Annotated in this window: 16 protein-coding genes and 1 other RNA gene; 2 read left to right on the top strand and 15 right to left on the bottom strand. The window is 32.3% G+C overall.

Going from position 1 to position 22,079, the window contains the following annotated elements:
* Positions 1 to 56: 56 nt before the first annotated feature.
* Genes mnmA through sal(B) form a run of 3 tightly spaced genes read right to left on the bottom strand, consistent with a single transcriptional unit; the run spans position 57 to position 3,992 of the window.
* A complete protein-coding gene (mnmA, locus tag ACNMOQ_RS06250) occupies positions 57 to 1,166 on the bottom strand; it encodes a tRNA 2-thiouridine(34) synthase MnmA (RefSeq protein ID WP_070045745.1) in 1,110 nt (369 codons plus the stop codon).
* Positions 1,159 to 2,307, bottom strand: coding sequence for a cysteine desulfurase family protein (locus tag ACNMOQ_RS06245; protein WP_416350357.1), 1,149 nt, complete (start codon positions 2,305 to 2,307; stop codon positions 1,159 to 1,161). The genes mnmA and ACNMOQ_RS06245 overlap by 8 nt, the downstream gene beginning before the upstream one ends.
* 59 nt (positions 2,308 to 2,366) lie before the next feature.
* Positions 2,367 to 3,992: an ABC-F type ribosomal protection protein Sal(B) gene (sal(B), locus tag ACNMOQ_RS06240; protein WP_416350356.1), complete on the bottom strand. Its 1,626-nt coding sequence runs from the start codon at positions 3,990 to 3,992 to the stop codon at positions 2,367 to 2,369.
* Between the two features lie 314 nt (positions 3,993 to 4,306).
* On the opposite strand from sal(B), the gene ACNMOQ_RS06235 reads away from it, so the two are divergent.
* On the top strand, positions 4,307 to 5,314 hold the full coding sequence (locus tag ACNMOQ_RS06235) for an LLM class flavin-dependent oxidoreductase (RefSeq protein WP_064204501.1): 1,008 nt from the start codon (positions 4,307 to 4,309) through the stop codon (positions 5,312 to 5,314).
* A gap of 62 nt (positions 5,315 to 5,376) precedes the next feature.
* On the opposite strand, the gene ACNMOQ_RS06230 is transcribed toward ACNMOQ_RS06235, so the two are convergent.
* Entirely contained in the window at positions 5,377 to 6,111 is a 735-nt protein-coding gene (locus ACNMOQ_RS06230; protein ID WP_016999256.1) for a trypsin-like serine peptidase, read from the bottom strand.
* Between the two features lie 192 nt (positions 6,112 to 6,303).
* Positions 6,304 to 6,723 carry a cysteine metabolism transcriptional regulator CymR gene (gene cymR / locus ACNMOQ_RS06225; protein WP_016999257.1) on the bottom strand — a complete coding sequence of 140 codons (420 nt, stop codon included), beginning with the start codon at positions 6,721 to 6,723 and terminating at the stop codon, positions 6,304 to 6,306.
* 91 nt (positions 6,724 to 6,814) lie between these two features.
* On the opposite strand from cymR, the gene ACNMOQ_RS06220 reads away from it, so the two are divergent.
* Positions 6,815 to 8,083 carry a replication-associated recombination protein A gene (locus ACNMOQ_RS06220; protein ID WP_016999258.1) on the top strand — a complete coding sequence of 423 codons (1,269 nt, stop codon included), beginning with the start codon at positions 6,815 to 6,817 and terminating at the stop codon, positions 8,081 to 8,083.
* A gap of 498 nt (positions 8,084 to 8,581) precedes the next feature.
* Here the strand turns inward: ACNMOQ_RS06220 and ACNMOQ_RS06215 are convergent, their stop codons facing one another.
* The 10 genes from ACNMOQ_RS06215 to secDF all read right to left on the bottom strand — a co-directional run bounded on the left by ACNMOQ_RS06215 (position 8,582) and on the right by secDF (position 21,962).
* Positions 8,582 to 9,352 carry a tRNA threonylcarbamoyladenosine dehydratase gene (locus tag ACNMOQ_RS06215; RefSeq protein ID WP_016999259.1) on the bottom strand — a complete coding sequence of 257 codons (771 nt, stop codon included), beginning with the start codon at positions 9,350 to 9,352 and terminating at the stop codon, positions 8,582 to 8,584.
* A gap of 52 nt (positions 9,353 to 9,404) precedes the next feature.
* Positions 9,405 to 9,597: non-coding RNA, 6S RNA (ssrS, locus tag ACNMOQ_RS06210), on the bottom strand.
* Between the two features lie 56 nt (positions 9,598 to 9,653).
* Positions 9,654 to 11,426: an aspartate--tRNA ligase gene (gene aspS / locus ACNMOQ_RS06205; RefSeq protein ID WP_325889561.1), complete on the bottom strand. Its 1,773-nt coding sequence runs from the start codon at positions 11,424 to 11,426 to the stop codon at positions 9,654 to 9,656.
* Complete coding sequence (gene hisS, locus ACNMOQ_RS06200) at positions 11,426 to 12,691, bottom strand: histidine--tRNA ligase (protein ID WP_016999261.1); 1,266 nt, start codon at positions 12,689 to 12,691, stop codon at positions 11,426 to 11,428. The genes aspS and hisS overlap by 1 nt, the downstream gene beginning before the upstream one ends.
* Positions 12,692 to 13,012: 321 nt before the next feature.
* Positions 13,013 to 13,885: an N-acetylmuramoyl-L-alanine amidase gene (locus tag ACNMOQ_RS06195; RefSeq protein ID WP_325889562.1), complete on the bottom strand. Its 873-nt coding sequence runs from the start codon at positions 13,883 to 13,885 to the stop codon at positions 13,013 to 13,015.
* On the bottom strand, positions 13,882 to 14,334 hold the full coding sequence (gene dtd, locus ACNMOQ_RS06190; protein WP_416350355.1) for a D-aminoacyl-tRNA deacylase: 453 nt from the start codon (positions 14,332 to 14,334) through the stop codon (positions 13,882 to 13,884). The genes ACNMOQ_RS06195 and dtd overlap by 4 nt, the downstream gene beginning before the upstream one ends.
* A gap of 11 nt (positions 14,335 to 14,345) precedes the next feature.
* Positions 14,346 to 16,535, bottom strand: coding sequence for a RelA/SpoT family protein (locus tag ACNMOQ_RS06185; protein WP_415364517.1), 2,190 nt, complete (start codon positions 16,533 to 16,535; stop codon positions 14,346 to 14,348).
* 142 nt (positions 16,536 to 16,677) lie between these two features.
* Positions 16,678 to 17,196: an adenine phosphoribosyltransferase gene (locus tag ACNMOQ_RS06180; protein WP_064204324.1), complete on the bottom strand. Its 519-nt coding sequence runs from the start codon at positions 17,194 to 17,196 to the stop codon at positions 16,678 to 16,680.
* Positions 17,196 to 19,490, bottom strand: a complete 2,295-nt coding sequence (recJ, locus tag ACNMOQ_RS06175) for a single-stranded-DNA-specific exonuclease RecJ (protein WP_416350354.1) — start codon at positions 19,488 to 19,490, stop codon at positions 17,196 to 17,198. Before recJ ends, ACNMOQ_RS06180 begins: the two co-directional genes overlap by 1 nt.
* Positions 19,491 to 19,670: 180 nt before the next feature.
* Positions 19,671 to 21,962, bottom strand: coding sequence for a protein translocase subunit SecDF (gene secDF / locus ACNMOQ_RS06170; RefSeq protein WP_278759424.1), 2,292 nt, complete (start codon positions 21,960 to 21,962; stop codon positions 19,671 to 19,673).
* Positions 21,963 to 22,079 lie beyond the last annotated feature (117 nt).

Raw genomic sequence — 22,079 nt, 5'->3', positions numbered from 1 at the left:
CCATTATAACAAAATTAAAAAGAGGTGTATCTTAAAAGATATCACCTCTAAAAATTTTATACCATATAGTCTAATTGCTTTTCAGTTTTATATACTTCATCAATTGTAGCGCCACCTAAACAAACTTCACCATCATATAATACGACAGCTTGTCCAGGTGTAATTGCTCTTACTGGTTCTTCAAAAATGACTTTAATTTGGTTATCTGAAATTTTTTCTACTGTAACATTTGTATCTTTTTGTCTATATCTAAATTTTGCAGAACACTGAATTGGTGTGCTGAAATCTAATTCATTGATGAAAGAAATATCAGAAGCGATTAAGTAATCACTATATAAAGCTTCATGGTGAAAGCCTTGTTCAACATATAACACATTATCTTTAAGATTTTTACCTACAACAAACCATGGATCTCCGTCTCCGCCAATTCCTAGACCATGTCTTTGTCCAATTGTATAATACATTAAACCAGTATGTTCTCCCATATCTACGCCATCAAGTGTTTGCATTTTACCATTTTGAGCAGGTAAATATTGAGATAAAAATGTTTTAAAGTTTTTTTCGCCGATAAAACAAATACCCGTAGAATCTTTCTTTTTTGCAGTTGCTAAATCTTGTTCTTCTGCAATTTTTCGTACTTCACTTTTTTCTAATTCTCCTAATGGGAACATAACTTTAGAAAGTTGTTCTTCTGTTAATTGGTTTAAGAAATAAGTTTGGTCCTTATTATTGTCTACGCCTCTAAGCATTTCTACTTTATCGCCATCGCGTCTTACACGAGCATAATGACCTGTAGCAACATAATCTGCTCCAAGTTTTAAAGCATGATTTAAAAATGCTTTGAATTTAATTTCTTTATTACACATAACATCAGGGTTTGGTGTTCTTCCTTTTTTATACTCATCTAAGAAATACGTAAACACTTTATCCCAATATTCTTTTTCAAAATTTACTGCATAATAAGGAATATCTAGTTGGTTACATACTGCAATAACATCATTATAGTCTTCAGTAGCTGTACAGACACCATTTTCATCAGTGTCATCCCAATTTTTCATAAATATGCCTACGACATCATAACCTTGTTCTTTTAATATATGCGCAGTTACAGAACTATCTACGCCCCCGCTCATACCTACGACTACACGGGTAGATTGATTATTCATTTTCTTCCTCCTTAAATTGATGATATATTTTCATAATTGCACTTACAATATAGTTAATCTCTTCTTCAGTTGTCTCTAATCCAAAACTAAATCTTACAGATTTTTTCGTTCTTTCTTCATTGCCAAACATCGCTTGTAGTACATGAGATGGTAGTGTAGATCCAGCTGTACAAGCAGAACCACTTGAAACATAAATATTAGACATATCCAATAACGTAAGCATTGTTTCAACTTCTATAAATGGAAAGTATAAATTCGTTATATGGCCGGTTGTATCTGTCATACTTCCATTAAGTTCAAATGGTATCGCATTTTGTTGTAATCCTACGATGAAATTTTGCTTTAAATTCATTAAGTGTACATTGTGATAATCCATATTTTCATTAGCTTCAATTATAGCTGTTGCCATTCCACAAATATAAGGAACATTCTCAGTACCTGCTCTTCTCTTTAGTTCTTGTTCTCCACCTTGAATAAATGTATTAAACTGAATATCCTTTTTAACAAGCAAAGCACCTATACCTTTTGGACCACCAAATTTATGAGCTGTAACACTTAGCATATCCATAGGCATTTCATTAAAATCAATAGGCATATGTCCAATTGCTTGAACAGCATCGACATGGAATGTAATTTCTTGTCCTTCAATTATTTCGGCAATCTCATATAAAGGTTGAACAGTTCCAACTTCATTATTAACAAGCATAATTGAAATTAAAGTTGTATCTGGTCTAATGCTCTCTTTTAAATGTTCTAAATCTACAACACCATTTGGATGAACATCTAAATAAGTGACTTCAAATCCTTCACGCTCAAGTTCTTCAAAGACATGCAATACAGAATGATGCTCTATACTGCTTGTGATAATATGCTTTCCTTGATTTTCTTTTTTTCTCGCAACGCCTTTTATTGCCGTATTGTTTGCTTCTGTCGCACCACTTGTAAATATAATTTCATTTGGTTGAGACCCTAAAACAGATGCAATGTCTCTTCTCGCTTGATCTAAATATTTCCTCCCATCTCTACCTATAGAATGTATAGAAGATGGATTTCCATAATGCTCTGATAATATTTCTGTTATTTTTTCAGTAACAATAGGTTTTACTGGCGTTGTCGCTGCATAATCTGCATATACTTTCATCTTGAACGTCCTTTCTTAGTTTTCAATGTCACTATTCTAGCACCATTTTATAAAATTGACTAGAAGTCTGTTTCTTTATTTCTTTCATCTGTAAATTGCTCTAATATTTTTAACTCTTCCTTCATCGATTCAGCATCAATAGGTGTATTAATAGATACATTTTCATGAATGAGCTTACAGTTTTCAATCTTCCAAACTTGGTCTCTTATTTCATCTTTAAAAATTTCATCATGCGACACAATAATTACTGCACCATTAAAACTTTGGATTAATTGTATGATTTTCTCTTGCATACCAATATCAAAATAATTAGTTGGTTCATCTAAAATTAAGATGTGTGGGTTAGAAAAATATAATTTTACAAATTGTAACCTGCACTTTTCTCCCATTGATAACTGACGAACTTTATCATTCATCCTGCTCTTATCAAAATAAAAACTCGCTAAAATAGTCCTCGCGTCTGTTATCGTCATATTCTCAATATCCATAACTTCTTCTAATACCGAGTTATTTGGGTTTAAATTTTGAAAATCTTGCGAGAAGTATCCTATGTCTAAGTCTGGGTGCTTTTTGACAGCTCCACTCATTGGTAATAAGTTACCTAAAATTAATTGTATCAATGTAGATTTACCGGACCCATTTTTACCTTCTATAATTACAGTTTGATTTCTCTTTATTTCAAAATAAGTGTCTTTAAAAATTTCACGACTCTTATATGAAAATGAAACATTTTCGAATCTTACTAAGTAATGTGATTTAAATTCATTATTTTCTATAGAAAAGGATTTATTTTCTTCTAACGGATTATCAGATTTTGATTCTTCTAATTTACGATTTAACTGATGTTCTTTTGATTTAAATCTTTTAGCTAATTTACTTAATTGTTTTTGAGCATATGGACTACGAACAGAAGCTTTCTGAGCAGCGCTTTGATACCATTCTTTGTATTTCTTAATACTTTCTTCTATTGCTTTTTGTTCTTTCTGTTCTTTTTCATATTTTAATTTTTCTGTTTCAATTTCAATATCTTTTTGATTTTTATAATCATCATAATGGCCTGAATATCGAGTTGCACCATCTTTTGTGAGCTCTAAAATAGCATCTGGTGTTTCATTTAAAAACTCTCTATCATGCGATACGAATAGAATAGCTCTTGGTTCTGATTTAAAAGCTTTTATTAACCACACTTTCATCTCTTTATCCATATGGTTAGTTGGTTCGTCTATTAATAATAATGGTGCATCTGATAAAATAACTTTTAAAAATGAGACTTTAGTTTGCTCACCACCACTTAAAGTGCCTATCTTTTGCTCAAAATGTGTTGATGATAATCCTAATTTATTCCCTTCAATAATAATGTTATTTTCAACGTTATATCCGTCTAATTCTATATAACTATTTAAAGAATCAATGTCAGATAAATCTTTTCTCAATTCAACTAACTTTGGATATGCAGACATGACATAATCCATAACATCAATATCATCATATTTACTTAAATCTTGTTCCATCATGGCTGTATCAATCAATTCATTTTTATGAATATGATGTAATAGCGTAGATTTACCAACACCATTAACGCCGATAATGGCTAAATGCTCATGGTCTTCGATATGAAATGACAAACGTTTTATAAGCTGTTTATTCTCAATTTCTAATGGTTTTTCTTCAAATAAAAATAGCATAATGTTGCCTCCCGACCCATGTATTACACATACAAGGACGCACCATTACACTATTCTCAGTAATGGTGGCTTACAATATTTAGACATATTTATCCAATCATCATTGTGTAATACAATGGTATTTTTACGTAATCAAATTAAGTGCGTAAAAATTATTGGATGTCCATGTCTAATATTGATGCCACCTTTCGCTAAATTTTCATATAGTATAACGAGAAGTTTTACATTAGTCAACTTTTAATGAGCAATTTCATAGAGCGCCTTCTTTACTATTGTTATACTTCGATTATATAAATAAGTAAGGAGAATTAAACATGCAATCACATTTCCCAATTTCTGCTTTGAATCTTGTTCCTTTAAGAAAAGGAGAATCAGAGCAAGAAGCGATTCAAAATATGGTACAACTTGCACAACATGTAGAAAAATTAGGTTACGAACGTTATTGGATAGCTGAACATCATAATGCACCTAATTTAGTAAGTTCTGCAACTGCTTTATTAATACAACATACTTTAGAACATACAGATTCAATCATGGTAGGTTCAGGTGGTATCATGCTTCCTAACCACGCTCCACTAGTCGTAGCAGAACAATTTGGTACAATGGCTACTATGTTTCCAAACCGCCTTAATTTAGGACTTGGTCGCGCTCCCGGCACTGATATGATGACTGCTTCTGCACTAAGACGTGATTCACATAAAGGTGTATATACATTCGGAGATGACATTAAACAATTATTAAAATATTTCGGTCCTGAAGAAGATCAATCATATGTAAGACCTTACCCTGGTGTAGATACAAATATCCCTATATACGTGTTAGGTTCATCAACAGATTCTGCCCACTTAGCAGCTCGCCTTGGTCTACCTTATGTGTTTGCAGCTCATTTTGCACCACAACAAATGGCACAAGCTATAGAAATTTATCGTGATTTATTCGAACCATCTGAGTATTTAGATAAACCACGTGTGACAGTATGTTTAAATGTCATAATAGGAGAAACAGATGAAGAAGCAACATATTTATCATCCACTATGCATTTAATGTTCTTAGGTATTGTTAGAAATTCACGTTTACCATTACAACCACCAACAGATCAATTAGAAAACATTTGGTCACCTCAAGAAAAATATATGGCACAAGATAAAACAAACACTTCATTTATAGGTAGTGAAGAAACAGTTAAAAAACAATTTTTAGCATTCCAAGAAAAATATAATGTAGATGAAATTATGGCAGTTAGTTATATTTATGATTTAGATAAACAGTATAAATCATTTGAATCATTCAAAAAAGTAGTAGACGAAATATACAGTGAGTAAATTAGATATAAAAACACACAGTCCGAGACATATAAAAATGTCTCGGACTGTGTGTTTATGTTCTATTTTAAATTATTATTAATATATTCTTGTACACTTGAATTGAATAGGACACCACTGTTATGTTCACCTGTAACGCCACCATAATGAATACCAATCAATTCTTTATTAGCGTTAAATATAGGTGAACCTGAGTTACCACCGTATGTGCTTAAATCATATGTAATGCTACTGCCTGAAGCGGATAATACATTACCTTTACTTTCCCATAAAGTAGCTAATGGCTTGTCACCAGGATAACCTGTAACTGTAATTGGATCACCTTTTTTCACAGATGATGTATCTACTGGACTTGAAGGTTGAACTACATCACCAATAGACTGTCCTTTACTATTCTTACCAACATGGACCACAGCTAAATCTTCTCCATCTGGAGCAGTTGTGTAATCAGTAGCTGTGAAAGTACCAAACGGGTAATTTCCTTCGCCATTTGCTCCTGGTGAGAATTTCAATTGAGATGCATCACCATTCGTAAAGTCTACTACATGTTTATTTGTTAAAATTGTATTTTTACCTACTACAACCCCAGATGCTATAGACGTACCGCCTATATCAGCAAATGCAACAGATTGGTAATGTCCAGAAGTCGTGTCTGTTATTTGCGTGCGGTCATTCTTAGGTAATATGACTCTTGGTTGTTTTGGTTCATTATGTGCATTTGCTTCTAATGGTGCACTAACTAAACCAACCATAATAACGGAGACTAAGGCCAACATAAATATTTTTAATCTATTCATTTAAAACACTCCTTTGTTGTAATGTACAATTATTTTAATATGAAATTAATATTCTAGGATAAAAATACCCTACTTTGATATTATTTATACCCAACCGTTAACTTTTATAGCAGTTTTTTACAGTTGGGCACTGAAATCGTACACTTAGGCATAAAAAAGAGATTGAACGCTCGCGTTCAATCTCAATTATTTTTAAATATAGAACATATAACCTTCTAATTCATCTTGGTTTGTATAGTTCGCTAAATATTCTAAAGTCGTATTATCCAGCACTTCTTTAACAGCGTCACGTATTCTTATCCATAACTGTTGTTGAGCTGGAGGTTCATCTTCTATTCCTTCGACTGGTGTAATTGGTCCTTCTAATAACCTTATAACATCCCCAGCAGTGATTTCAGATGGTGATTTTTGTAATTCATATCCCCCTTTTGCACCTCTGACACTTTTAATAAGACCAGCATTTCTTAATGGCCCTACCAATTGTTCTAAATATAAATCACTTAAATTATTTTCTTCGGCGATAGACTTCAATGATGTACATCCTTGACCATAACGCTTGGTCAACGATATCATTAGTGTTAAGCCATATCGTCCCTTAGTTGAAATTTTCATGTACTACACCTCTTGTTTTCTTTAAAAAGTATTGTTTAACTTATTTTATCATTTTTTTGACAGTTTGAGTAATTAGAAAGGTTGATCACAGATGAAAAACGAACCGTTAGCATATAGAATGCGTCCAAAAACGATAGATGATGTCATTAGTCAAGATCATTTAGTTGGACCTAAAGCCATTATTAGACGAATGGTAGAAACTAAAAGATTAACGTCTATGATTTTTTATGGGCCCCCAGGAATAGGAAAAACAAGCATTGCACAAGCTATTGCAGGTAGTACACAATATAAGTTTAGACAGCTTAACGCTGTTACAAACACGAAAAAAGATATGCAACTTGTCGTAGAAGAAGCTAAAATTTCTGGACAAGTTATATTACTGTTAGATGAGATTCACAGATTAGATAAAGCGAAGCAAGACTTTTTATTACCTCACTTAGAATCGGGCAAAATAGTTTTAATTGGTGCAACCACTTCAAATCCATATCATGCTATTAATCCAGCGATTAGAAGTAGAGCTCAAATTTTCGAATTATATCCGCTAGAAGAGGAAGACATTATAGAAGCTTTAAATCGTGCATTAAACGATGAAGAAAATGGATTATTATCATATCAACCTGAAGTAGATGAAGAAGCAATCGCTTATTTCGCACAAGCTAGTTATGGTGATGTAAGGAGCGCTTTGAATGCATTAGAACTAGCTGTATTAAGCGCAGATATCGAAAATGATACTCGACACGTTACGGTTGAAGACGCAAAAACATGTATACAAAAAAGCGCTTTTCAACATGACAAAGATGGTGATCAACACTACGATGTGATGAGCGCATTCCAAAAATCTATTAGAGGTAGTGATGTAGATGCTGCACTACATTACTTAGCACGACTTATAGAAGCTGGAGACTTACCTACTATAGCTAGGCGTTTATTAGTTATTAGCTATGAAGATATTGGTTTAGCTTCACCAGGCGCTGCAGCAAGAACATTATCAGCAATTGAAGCAAGTGAACGATTAGGATTTCCCGAAGCACGTATTCCATTAAGTCAGGCAGTTATAGAGCTGTGCCTCTCTCCTAAATCTAACTCAGCTATTACCTCAATAGATTCAGCATTATCAGATATTAAAAATGGTAAAGCAGGTCTTGTACCAAAACATTTAAAAGATGGACACTATCAAGGTGCTAAAGAATTAGGTAACGCAATAGGCTATAAATATCCTCATAACTATGAAAATAGTTATGTAAAACAACAATATTTACCTGATACATTAAAGCATAAACAATACTACCAACCAAAATTAACGTCCAAAGCAGAACAACAATTTGCAGAAGTCTACAAAAATTTAAAAAACAAAAACTAATTTATAATAAAGTCATCTAGAATATAAACGGAGTCAACATTATACAAAATCGTAGGAAATATCACTCTAACGGGCTTGTTTATCATCACTAGCTCGTTAGAAAATGTAACGGGCTTTTCTCATGTTTCTTGCACGTTAGCGCTATGTATCGTATATATTTAGGGTGAAATTACATTGAAATGATGATGGATATTGCGCTAACGGGCTTGTATACAACCTCTAGCTCGTTAGAAAATGTAACGAGCTTGTCTTATATTTCTTGCACGTTAGAGCAGCGTATCATATATATTTAGGGTGAAATTACATTGAAATAATGATGGATATTGAGGTAACGGGCTTGTTTACAATCTCTAGCTCGTTAGAGAATGTAACGAGCTTGTCATATATTTCTTGCACGTTAGAGAATCCATTATTCTCTTATTCATTATAAACAATAAGCTACACGTGCTTATATAATAAAAACAGGCTGGGACATATAAATGTCTCAGCCTGTTGTTTTTACTTATCTTTAACTCTCTTAACATGAATATCTTTTAGTATGTCATTCACTACATAACTTGCACAAATCAATCCTACTGTACTTGGTACAAAAGCATTTGAAGATGGTGGCATTTGTGCTTTTCTAACTTTAGCATTTTTATCTCCGACGACTTCATTAACATCTTCTCTTATTACAATAGGACTTTCATCACTAAATACTACATTTATTCCTTTATGAATTCCCATTTTTCTAAGTTTAAGACGAATAATTTTTGCCATTGGATCAGTATGTGTTTTTGAAATATCAGCAATTTCAAATCTAGTAGGGTCTGTTTTATTTGCAGCCCCCATACTTGAAATCACGTTGATGTTTCTTTCTAAACATTCTTTCATAAGATGTATTTTGTACATAATTGTATCACTAGCATCTAAAAAATAATCTATATCGTATTCATTAAATAATGCTTCGTATGTTTCTTCTGTATAAAACATATGTAATGAAGTGACTTTGCAATCTGGGTTGATTAATCTAATGCGTTCTTCCATTAAATCAACTTTAGATTGTCCAATTGTTGTAGTAAGTGCATGTAATTGTCTATTCACATTTGTAATATCTACATCATCTTTATCGATTAAAATTATATGTCCTATATTCGTTCTTGCTAGTGCTTCAGCAGCAAAAGAACCAACGCCGCCTACTCCTAGTACAACAACTGTTTTGCTTTTAAGTAAATCTAATCCTTCTTTACCAATCGCTAACTCATTTCTTGAGAATTGATGTTTAGTCATATTTTTAACTCCTTTACACAAAAATACGCAAGACATAGAGTCTTGCGTACCGATAGAATCCAATTGTGCCGTAATATTGCGTGCTAGATCATTTTGGCCTGCTAAATACAGGTGGGTGCCCTGTTTCTTATTTTGCATGTCCTCCTTAAGAGGCGTATGCGCTATTAAGAAAACCCATTAGGCTCCCTTGATCGAAAGTGTTAGGTCAAAATACATAAAGCGTATCACGAACACTTCAGATGTCTACCTTATAAATTTATTTTATCATAATTCTTTTAAATAACAAGTATTTATACTTTTGTTATTCTTCGTCTAAATCTAATTGTAAATGTAATTCTTGTAATTGGCTATTTGATACTTTGCTTGGTGCGTCAGTTAATAAACAAGATGCGCTTGCTGTTTTAGGGAAAGCAATTGTATCGCGTAAATTAGTTCTACCAGCCAATAACATAACAAGTCTATCCAACCCTAAAGCAATTCCACCATGTGGAGGTGCTCCATATTTAAACGCTTCTATTAAGAAACCGAATTGTTCTTGAGCCTCCTCATCTGTAAATCCTAAAGCTTTAAACATTTTTTCTTGTAAGTCAGATTTGTGGATTCTGATTGAACCCCCACCTAATTCAAACCCATTTAATACAATGTCATATGCATTTGCTTCAACATTTGTAGGATCTGTTTCTAACATATCTTCGTGTTCTTTTTTAGGAGCAGTGAATGGATGATGGGCAGCAACATAACGGTTAGTATCTTCATCATATTCAAATAATGGCCAATCTGTAACCCATAAGAAGTTATATTGATTAGGATCTATTAAGCCACGTTCTTTACCAAGTTTATTTCTTAATTGAGCTAAACTAGCTGCAACAACATCTTTTTTATCTGCAACAAATAGAATTAAATCACCAGATTTTGCTTCTGTTTCTTTTAATAATTCTTCTGTGTGTGATTCATTAAAGAATTTGCTAATTGGACCGTTTAATCCTTCATCAGTTACTTTAACCCAAGCTAAACCTTTAGCTCCGTATATACTTGCAAATGATTGTAATTGATCAATATCTTTTCTTGAATAGTCGTCTGCTCCATTTTCAACAACTATCGCTTTAACTTCCCCACCGTTTTCAACAGCGCTTTTAAATACTTTGAATTCCATTTGTGAAGCTAATTGTGATAAATTGATTAATTCCATACCGAAACGTGTATCTGGTTTATCAATACCATATCTCTCCATTGCTTCAGCGTAAGTCATACGAGGGAATGGTGTCGTAATATCGATTCCTTTAACGTCTTTCATAATACGTTTCATTAAACCTTCGTTCATTGTCATAACATCTTCTTGATCAACGAAACTCATTTCGATATCTATTTGAGTAAACTCAGGCTGTCTATCAGCTCTTAAATCTTCATCTCTGAAACATTTAACGATTTGATAATACTTATCAAAACCGCCTATCATTAATAACTGTTTAAAAATTTGTGGTGATTGAGGTAATGCATAAAATTCACCATCATGGACACGTGATGGAACTAAGTAGTCTCTAGCCCCTTCTGGTGTTGATTTCGTTAAAACAGGTGTTTCAACCTCAAAGAAATCTCCTTCATCTAAGTAGTTTCTAACAGAGCGTGTAATTTGATGTCTCATTTTAAATGTTTGAGCTAAACTTTCTCTACGTAAATCTATATATCTATATTTAAGACGAACATTTTCATCTATATCATTTACATCTGTAATTGAGAACGGTGGTGTTTCAGATTCATTTAATATTTCTATACTTGAAACTTGCACTTCTACTTTACCAGTTTTAATTTTATCATTAACTGATTTTTCATCTCTTTTAGTTACTTGACCTTTAACTTGTATAACATATTCAGAACGAACTTTATCAGCAATTTTTAAAGCTTCTTCTGAAAAATCTGGGTTAAAAACAATTTGTACTACGCCTTCACGGTCACGTAAATCTATAAAAATAAGTCCGCCAAGGTCACGTCTTTTTTGTACCCATCCGTTTAAAGTTACTGTCTGTCCAATATATTCTTCTGTTACACTTCCACAATAAGTTGTTCTTTTATTCATTATGATTCCACCTTTAAATAATTCTCTAATTCTGAAAATGCTACTGGTTCACTTTCGCCAGTTTTCATATTTTTAACTTCTACTTGCTCTTTTTGTAATTCATCTTCACCAATAACAATTGTATAAGTTGCATTTAATCTGTCAGCTTGTTTCATTTGGCCTTTTAATTTTCTACTTAAGTAATCTTTGTCACAACTAATACCTGCTAATCTTAGTTTATTAAGTAATTCTACTGAATAATGATCAGCTTGCTCTCCCATAGTAGCAATGAATAAATCTATAGAGTCTTCTTGTTCTATTTCAATGCCTTCCGCCTCTAGAGCGAGCAATAGTCTTTCAATACTTAAAGCAAATCCTATACCTGTTTCTTTTGGACCATCTAATAATTCTAATAATCCATTATAACGTCCACCGCCACATAGAGTTGTAATAGCTCCGAATCCTTCTGCATTGCTCATTACTTCAAATGCAGTGTGCGTATAATAATCTAAACCACGTACTAAATTGCTATCAATTTCATATTCAATACCAATTTCATCTAATAGTGTTTTAACTTCTTCGAAATAACTTTTTGAATAATCATTCAAATATTCAGTAATTTTCGGCGCATTTTTTACAGCTTCTTTATCTCGATCAACTTTACAATCTAGAATGCGCATTGGATTTGTATAAAGTCTGTTTTGACAATCTTGACAAAATGTATCAATGACTGGCTCAAAATGTTCTTGTAATGCTTTAGAATAATCTGCTCTTGATTCAGCATCACCAATACTGTTAATAACTAGTTTTAAGTTTTTCAAACCGAATGACTGATAAATGTGTACAAGCATTGCAATAATTTCAACATCGATTGCAGGATTTTCTGATCCAATTGCTTCTACTCCAAATTGAACGAATTGACGATAACGTCCTTTTTGTTTTCTTTCGTATCTAAACATAGGACCAGTATAATATAATTTTACAGGCTGATTCGCATTACCTTGCATTTTATTTTCTATGAAACTTCTCACTACACTAGCAGTACCCTCAGGTCTCAATGTGAGACTTCTATCACCTTTATCTTTAAATGTGTACATTTCTTTCTGTACAACATCAGTTGAATCTCCAACACCTCTACTAAATAAATCCGTGCTTTCAAATATAGGTGTTCTAATTTCTTTATAATTATAAATTTTCATCAGTTCGTGTAATTTATTTTCAATATACTGCCATTTATAACTATCTTTCGGCAAAATATCTTGTGTGCCACGTGGTATATTTATCATTTAATTTCCTCCTTAAAATTAAAAAAGTCCCTTGTATGCTTAATAAACATACAAGGGACGAAGATTCCGTGTTGCCACCCTAATTAGTATTCTCTAAAAAAGAATACTCACTTAACAACATTGTAACGGATGTCAATCGATCTTACTTTCATAAGATTCCCTCTTCTTGTGTTCAAAAGTATACGTGGCATCTTTATAACTTTCAGCACATGTTATAATCTCTGTGTTCAGCCTAAAGTGTATACTATTCAAGAATAAACGGTAAGTTTATATTTAGTAATTTATATTAATAGTAACCCCATACTTAATTTCAGTCAACATTTAATTTGAAAAGTAAACTTTCAAACCATCTACAATACCAGTTTCAACTATGTGTCTGTATTTGCGATCAACGATTAAGTTTTCATCAGTTGGGTTGCTTATATATCCAAGTTCTAATAATACAGCAGGTGACTTAGCTTGTCTAATAACTTGGAAGTTTTCATTTCTTACCCCTCTATCAGACAAGATAGACTTTTGATTGATTGAAGTGTGTAAAGTTTTTGCGAAATCTTTATGACTTTCATGATGATAATAAACTGTTAAACCATGTGGATTAGAAGATTCAAGTGCGTCATTATGTATGCTTATGAATACATCTCCATCAGCTTGTCTATCTTTTAATTTAACGTACTCATCTTTTGAACGTGTTAATTTTACTTTAGCACCTTCATCTTTTAACATTTTTTCCAATTCTTTAGCAGTTTTTAACGTCATTACTTTTTCTGTTACGTCTTTGTGTTTGGAGCTTGCCGCGCCTTGATCACTTCCACCATGCCCTGGATCAAGTACAATGGTTTTACCCTTTAATGGTTTTTGGACTGGATCCACATCTTCTTTAATATCTAAATTTGTATGCCAACCAGCAATCCAACCCTTTTCATTGTCACTATTAATGACTTCAAACCATTTACCTTCTCTATCTATGATTTCAAACTTATCTCCATCTTTAACATCAAATATAATTGGATAAAATGCAGCTGGACCGGTTCTCAGTTCACCATCTTCTATCATAGAAAGTGACTTAGGTTCTTCAACTTCTTGTGTTAAGAGATTAATAATAATAATAATTAATGCTAATAATATTAATCCCACGATAATAATCGGTATTGGCTTTAGTTTCTTTTTTTTAAACCATAAGCTTATTCGGTTCATTGAATAATACCATCCTTGCTTTCGAAAATAATCGTTATTGGACCATCATTAACAAGTGATATATCCATATGTGCACCAAATTCACCACTTTTGACAGGTATACCATAAGAAGCTAATTGTTCATTAAAATATCTATATATATTGTTAGCTTCGGTTGGTTCTTTAGCATTCATAAACCCAGGTCTATTTCCTTTTTTTACTGAAGCATATATTGTGAATTGTGAAATAGATAGTATTTCCCCATCAACTTGATGTATATCTAAATTCATTTTACCTTGGTCATCTTCAAAAATTCGAGTTTTGGCGATTTTTTTAGCAATGGCGTCAGCATCTTTATACGTTGACTCTTCACCAACTCCTACTAGCAATAAAAAACCTTGTTTAATTTCATTTTGAATATTTTCAGATGTCACTTTAGCTTGACTTACTTTTTGTAAAACAACTTTCAAAATATCACCTCTTAATTCCATACACGGGTAACTGTATAGATATCGCCTAATTGTTTTATTTTATCAACAATTCGATAAACGTCATTAACGTTTTTAACCATAACACTTATGTTTATAACAGCATTTTTATCTATATCAGCTTTACCTGAAACTTTTACTAATTGTACTTTAATAGAATTTACAACTTGCAAGACTTCATTTAACAAGCCATTTCGATCGTATCCTGTAATTTCCAGATCAACTTGGTAACTTTTTTGTTCATTTGTATTTTTAACCCATTCTACATCGATTAATCTCTCGGTTTCATTAATAATATTAGGGCAATCTTTTCTATGTACTTTTACCCCGTGTCCTTTTGTAATGTAACCGATGATATCATCACCAGGGATAGGGTTACAGCACTTCGATAATTTGATTAGCATATTGTCCAAGCCTTCTACATAGACACCTGTTTCAGTACGTATATCATTTTTAATCGGCATAGACTTACTGACTTCTTGAACTTGGTTTAATGACTGTTTTTTACGTTCTATTCTAATTTTTTCAGATAATCTATTAACAGCTTGTAACGCGGTGATGCCTCCAAATCCTACTGCTGCATATAAATCATCTTCGTTCGAAAAATTATATTTCTCATTTACATTTTTGATATTCTCAGAAGTTAATACTTCATCTACGTTGAAACCTTGTTCTTTAATTTCAGCTTCAATCATAAACTTGCCTTTTTCAATGTTTGCAGATCTATCTTGTTTCTTAAAGAAACTGCGAATTTTGCTTTTAGCACTTGAAGAACGCACAATTTTCAACCAATCTCGACTCGGTCCATATGAATGTTTACTCGTTCTAATTTCAACTATATCTCCAGTAGATAATTTATAATCAATCGGCACGATTTTACCGTTTACTTTTGCTCCTATCATCTTATTTCCCACTTCACTGTGGACAGAGTAAGCAAAGTCTATTGGTACAGCACCATAAGGAAGTTCTACAACATCACTTTCTGGCGTAAAGACGTAAACTTTATCACTTTGTAAATCATATTTTAATGATTCCATAAATTCTTCAGCGTCTGGAGATGTGTTATCTGTTTCAGCTATCTCTTGTAACCAACTCATTTTTTGTAAATATTCTTCAGATTTATTGCTTAAGTTTTTACCTTCTTTATAAGCCCAATGAGCAGCAACACCGTGTTCAGCTATTTCATGCATCTCATAAGTTCTGATTTGAATTTCTAAAGGATCGCCATTTGGTCCAACTACCGTTGTATGCAATGATTGATACATATTTTGTTTTGGCATAGCTATATAGTCTTTAAATCTGCCAGGCATAGGTTTCCAAAGTGTGTGCACTAAGCCCAATACAGCATAACAATCTTTAATAGATGGCACTATGACTCTAATAGCTAATAAATCAAATATTTGTTCAAATTGCTTTTTCTGTTTAACCATTTTTCTATAGATGCTATATATATGTTTAGGTCGTCCGCTTATGTCGCCAGAAATATCCATAACTTCCATTTCTGATTCAATATCTTTAACAGCATTAGAAATATATGTTTCACGTTCACTTCTTTTTTTCTTCATAAGATTAACTATTCTGAAATATTGAACGCTATCTATATATCTTAAAGAAATATCCTCCAGTTCCCATTTAATTGTATTAATACCTAATCTATGAGCTAAAGGTGCGTAAATTTCTAATGTTTCTTTTGCTATTCTTTTTTGTTTTTCTTTTGGCATGGCTTTTAAAGTTCTGACGTTATGAAGCCTATCTGCTAATTTCACAAGTATAACTCTTACGTCCTTAGCAATTGCTATAAATAGTTTACGATGGTTTTCAGCTTGCTGCGTTTCTTTTGATTTATATTTTACTTTTTTAAGTTTTGTCACACCATCTACTATAATTGCAACTTCTTCATTAAACATTTCAACCAAATCATCGTAAGTATAAGGTGTATCCTCAATTACATCATGTAAAAATCCAGCAACAATTGTTGGGCCATCTAACTTCATTTCAGTCAAAATACCTGCAACTTGTATTGGATGCATAATATAAGGTAAATTATTTTTTCTAATTTGGCCTTGATGTGCTTTAAAAGCTAAATCGTAACTTTTTTCAACTAATTTGTAAGCTTCTTCGGATAAGTAGCTTTTAGCTTTATATAAAACATCATCAGCACTATAAGGATATTCTTTATTCATAGGGACACCACCTCATCACAAATTTCTCTTTAATATTACTATTATAGCAATTAATATAAGTAATATGCCACATATAATTATTATATTTAATCTAAAAATAAAATAGTCACAAAAGTGACTATTTTATTTTAGTATTTACATACTATTCATCATATGAAATTAAAGATACAACATCGTATCCTTTTAGTTTATCTATTCCGTGTAAATATTTCAATTCTATTAAGAAAGCAATACCTACTACAATACCACCTAGTGATTCCACCAAATGGATAGCAGCTTCTATTGTACCGCCTGTTGCTAATAAATCATCAGTAATAAGCACACGTTGACCAGGTTTAATTGCGTCTCTATGCATTGTTAAAACGTTAGAGCCATATTCTAAATCATATTCATAACGAATAACTTCACGAGGTAATTTACCTTCTTTACGAACAGGTGCAAAACCAATTCCCATAGCATAAGACACAGGGCACCCTATAATGAATCCTCTTGCTTCAGGTCCAACTACTACATCTACTTGTTTGTTTTTAGCATAACTTACAATTTGGTCAGTTGCATATTTATATGCTTCCCCATTGTCCATAATTGTTGTAATATCTTTAAAATTAACCCCTTCTTTTGGCCAATCTTGTACTTCTGAAACATATTGTTTTAAATCCATTAAACTTCCTCCTCAACGTTGCCTATCAATGACTGAATCCATTTGATTAAAGCTTGACTATCATTATATAACAATGTCTTTTCAATTTCTATTTGTCTTTTCTTCTCTTGATACAACGGCGCACTTTGAATGCTATTCTTTTCCGCTTCTTTATTCACTTTTATTATACCATCATTTATTGTAATAAAGTCTAATTCATAAAAGCAATTTAGTATGAATTTTAATTGATCAGGTTTAATTTTCAAAAATTGACAAAGTTGCATACCTTCAGTTTGAATATTTGTTTCTGCTTTACTGAGTAATGCTTTATATGTTTCTTTAAATTTTTGTTCATTAGGTAAACCTTCAAAGTATGAATTAGATTGACCTTTAAAAACTAAATAATATTTATCTGCATTAACTTGATTTAAAGTTGTTTTTAAATCATCTAAATCTTTTGGTAAATCTCTAAGCACACACGCTTCAACATTTCTTTCATATCCTTCTCCATAGAACACATATCTATCATTTAGTTTTTCTTCTGTTGAATTAACTACAAACAAAGCGTCTTTTTGATTAATTTTCAATAAGTCTTGTTTATTTTTACTTCTATAATCGAATACTGTATGTTCATTACCTAACTCTAAATCTTTTACGATTATTTGTGGAGATTGATGTCCATTCCATTCGTTTACATTTAAGCTGCCCGCTATATTAATAGTTGTTTCATTTGTTATGTCGTGTTGAAGATGTCCGAAATTCCAATGAAGTGCTGCAATATTTTTGTCGGTTAATGTAAGTTTTAAATGTTTTTCACTTTGTCCAATACCTTTCACCGAATTAACCTGCACATTTTTCACTGCAAATAATGGTGCAGAAATATCAGTTCCAAAAGGTCGTAATCTCTCTAAGTCAAAAATATTTTCAACTGAAATGTCAGATACTTGAATTTCTGAATCCACAGTTAATTGCGGTAATAGTGGTTTACCTTCTGTTAACTTATACATTTCATCATTTAAAGCTTTTTTTAATGATTCTATAGCATCAATATCTAACGTCATACCTGCTGCCATATGATGACCACCAAATTTTTGTATAAGTTCAGAGTTATTTTGAAGAAATTCAAACATAGATACTTGTTCAATACTTCTAGCTGATCCTTTAGCATGATTTTGCTCTATATCTACATTTAACACGATAGTTGGTAAATGATATTGTTCAACAATTCTTGATGCTACTATTCCGAGCACACCCTCGTTCCAATCTTCTTTTGCTAAAACTAAAAATTGTGAGTTGGTGTCAATTTGTTCTTGAGCGAGAACAAGAGCTTCTTCTGTAATAGTTTCAACTATTGCTTTTCTTTCCGTATTAAAATGATCCACTTCTTCAGCAAGAAAAGTCGCTTCATCGCTGTCTTCGCACATCAATAATTCACATGCTAATCTAGCATCATCCAGACGACCAACCGCATTTAATCTTGGGCCAATTATAAATCCTACAGTTTGTTCACTGACTTCATCAGTGTAATCTGCGACTTCTAATAGTGCTTTAATACCCGGGGAAGGTTTTTCATTTAAAATGTTTAAACCTCTCTTGACCATATATCTATTCTCATCAGTTAAACTCACTAAATCTGCAATAGTACCGATTGCTACAAGTCCAAGAAAATAATCGGGCAAGTCCGCCTTAAGTGCTTTACATAATTTATAAGAAACCCCTACACCTGCTAAATATTCAAATGGATAGTCGAAGTCAGGGTGCATAGGATGGACGATAGCATATGCATTAGGTTTTGTAATACCAAATTCGTGATGATCTGTTACGATAACGTCTATCCCCAATTCATTAGCAATATCTATTTCATGATGCCCTTGAACACCATTGTCTACTGTAATGATTAAAGTAACGTCCTCATCATGAGCATTTCGAAATGCCCCTTCACTTGGACCATATCCTTCTGTAAATCTATTTGGAATATACCAACCGACTTGAGCTCCAAGTGATTCTAATGTTTTTACGAGAATTGTTGTTGATGTCACACCATCAGCATCATAATCACCATATACTAATATTTTCTCACTATTTTCTATAGCTTTATGTATTCTTGAAACAGCTTTCTCCATATCACTTAACAACATAGGATCATGAAAAAGTTCTTCTTTAGAAAGTAAATGTTCGATATCAGTTTGTGTTGTATAACCTTTAGAAACTAATGCTTTTTCTAATAGCGGGGAAATATTAAATTTTTTAATTATCTGCTTGTCTATTTCTATAGTTTGTCTAGGTATAGACCATTGATAACGTGCTTTAGTCATAACAAATCTCCTCATTTCTACTCAAAACATTATACATGAAAAATTAATGATTCTCTACTAAACAAATTAAGCATATCAAAATAAATATTTTTTGCATAGAATTGATAAACTTCAACTGCATAAAAAAGCACTTATCAAAGCAGACACATAAAGTGTAGCTTTGATAAGTGCTCATGAATTTTAAACGAGTATTTTTTCGTCGTTTGATTTTTTCTCTTCGTAGACAACTAATTTGCCGTCATCAGAATTTTTAAGTTGTTTCTTTTTCAACATGCCCCATAGCGGAACTGCCACGAACACAGATGAGAACACACCTGAAATCAGTCCTATAAGTAATGCTAATGAGAAGTTGAATATACTTGATGATCCAAAGATTAATAGTCCAATTACAACTATTACAACTGTTAACACTGTGTTAATTGATCTCGTCATCGTTTGTCTAATAGATGAATTTACAATCATATCAATTGTTTCTGGGTCTTTTATAACTTTGATTTTACGTAAGTTTTCACGAACCCTATCAAATGTAACGATTGTATCGTTTATGGAATAACCGATTATCGTTAATACAGCAGCAATAAATGTAATATCTACTTCTAATCTAAATAAGCTAAACACTGTTACAATCATGAACACATCGTGTAGAAGTGCTAATACTGCAGTAGTTCCCATTCGCCATTCGAATCTAAATGTAACATAAATGACGATACCAAGCGCTGCAATGCCTAAAGCTTTCAATGCGTTTACTGCGAGCTCTTGGCCAACTACAGGAGATACTGTACTAACATTAGGGTCATGACCTAAAGTATCTTTAAAATCAGATTTAACTTTTTTTATCTCCGATTTATCTAAAGCATCTTTAAACTGTACAGTAGCCATTTTATTACCCGAACCACTTGTCGTAACTTGAGAAGGTTCTAATCCCATATCTTTAAATTGTTTAGATACTTGTTCAGTTTTTATTGCATTATCAGATTGTAAATCAACTCTTGTACCACTTGTGAAGTCGATACCGAGATTTAATTTAAATATAGATATTATAATCGCACCAACAATAATAGTTATGATACTAAATGTTAAGAACGGTTTTGCAAGTTTAACAAAATTAACTTTATCATAAGGTGTGCTTAAATCATGCACATCTAATTTTTCGCTAATATCATGTCTTGATTTTTTAGATATGCCGAACCAAGTATACTTTTTGTTAAAGTAATTTGAGTTAATCAAGATTGATAACAGTAATCTTGTTAAGAATACTGATGCTACAAAACTCATCAGAATAGATAGTAATAACATTGTTGCGAAACCTTTAACGGAACTTTCACCAAATACAAATAATACTAATGCAGCTAATATTGTCGTTAAGTTAGCATCTAGTATTGTAACAAATGATGAACCCGAACCTTTTTTGAAGGCTTGTTTCAATGTCCTTCCGATTCTTAACTCATCTTTTATCCGTTCATACATAATAATATTCGCGTCTACAGCCATACCTACACCTAACACCAGAGCAGCTAGACCAGGTAGAGTAAGAACACCTGAAATAAAGTTGAATGCTAATAATGTTAAATAAACATAAGCGCTTAATGTAACAACAGCAACAACACCAGGTAATCTATAGTAGATTAACATGAATAAAAATACGATACCTACACCAATTGTAGAGGCAAAAATCGTTTCATCTAAAGCATCTTGACCAAACTGAGCACCTACTGAAGTAGAATAAACTTCATCTAATTTAACTGGTAAAGAACCTGAATTTAATAAGTCAGCGATTTGTTTTGCTTCTTTAACGCCTTCTTCACCTTTAAATCCGCCTGATATTTCTACATTTTCAGAATTGATAGGCTGACTAACTGTCGCTGCAGAAATATACTTAGGCTCTTTGCCTTCTTGTTCTTTCTTAGCTTCTTTTTCGTAGCTATCTCCATTTTCGTAATCCATCCAAATAACCATTAGGTTTGGATTCATTTTAGATACTTTTTCAGTTACTTCTTTAAATTTTTCTGCATCTTTTAATTTAAGTGTAACTGCTACTTCATTTGTATTATCTTTAAAACCTTGTTTAGCGCCACCTTGTACTAAATCTTTACCTGATAATAGTACATTATCTTTAGCATCTCTAATTGTTAAATTAGCTTGAGTCGAAAGTACTTCACGAGCCTCGTTTTGATCTTTAATACCCGCTAATTGTACTCTTATTCTATTGCCTTCCTCAACTTGAATCTTCGGTTCAGAAACACCCAATACGTTAACACGTGATTCCAAAGTTTTGGCGGTCGATTTAACAGCGTCTTTATCTATTTTGTCACCTTTATCTAAAGGATTGACTTGATAAAGAACTTCAAATCCACCTTGTAAGTCTAGACCTAAATTTACATTCTTCGTTATATTTTTACCGGTTGACCCTATTAAAGTAAAAATCAACACCGAGAGAAGTAAAAAGGCTATAATTCTACTACGCTTTTTCACGATAACACCTCTTACTTTTTTTAGTTCACTATATATGTTATAGCATACATTACCAGTTTTTGAATAGTCATAACGTACATGTATCAAAAAAAGACATGGATAACCATGTCTTTAACG

Origin of the sequence: Mammaliicoccus lentus, assembly GCF_947036595.1 — a bacterium.
Taxonomy (GTDB): domain Bacteria; phylum Bacillota; class Bacilli; order Staphylococcales; family Staphylococcaceae; genus Mammaliicoccus; species Mammaliicoccus lentus.
The sequence above is the reverse complement of the archived record's forward strand: the minus strand, read 5'-3'. Positions and strand labels throughout refer to the sequence as shown.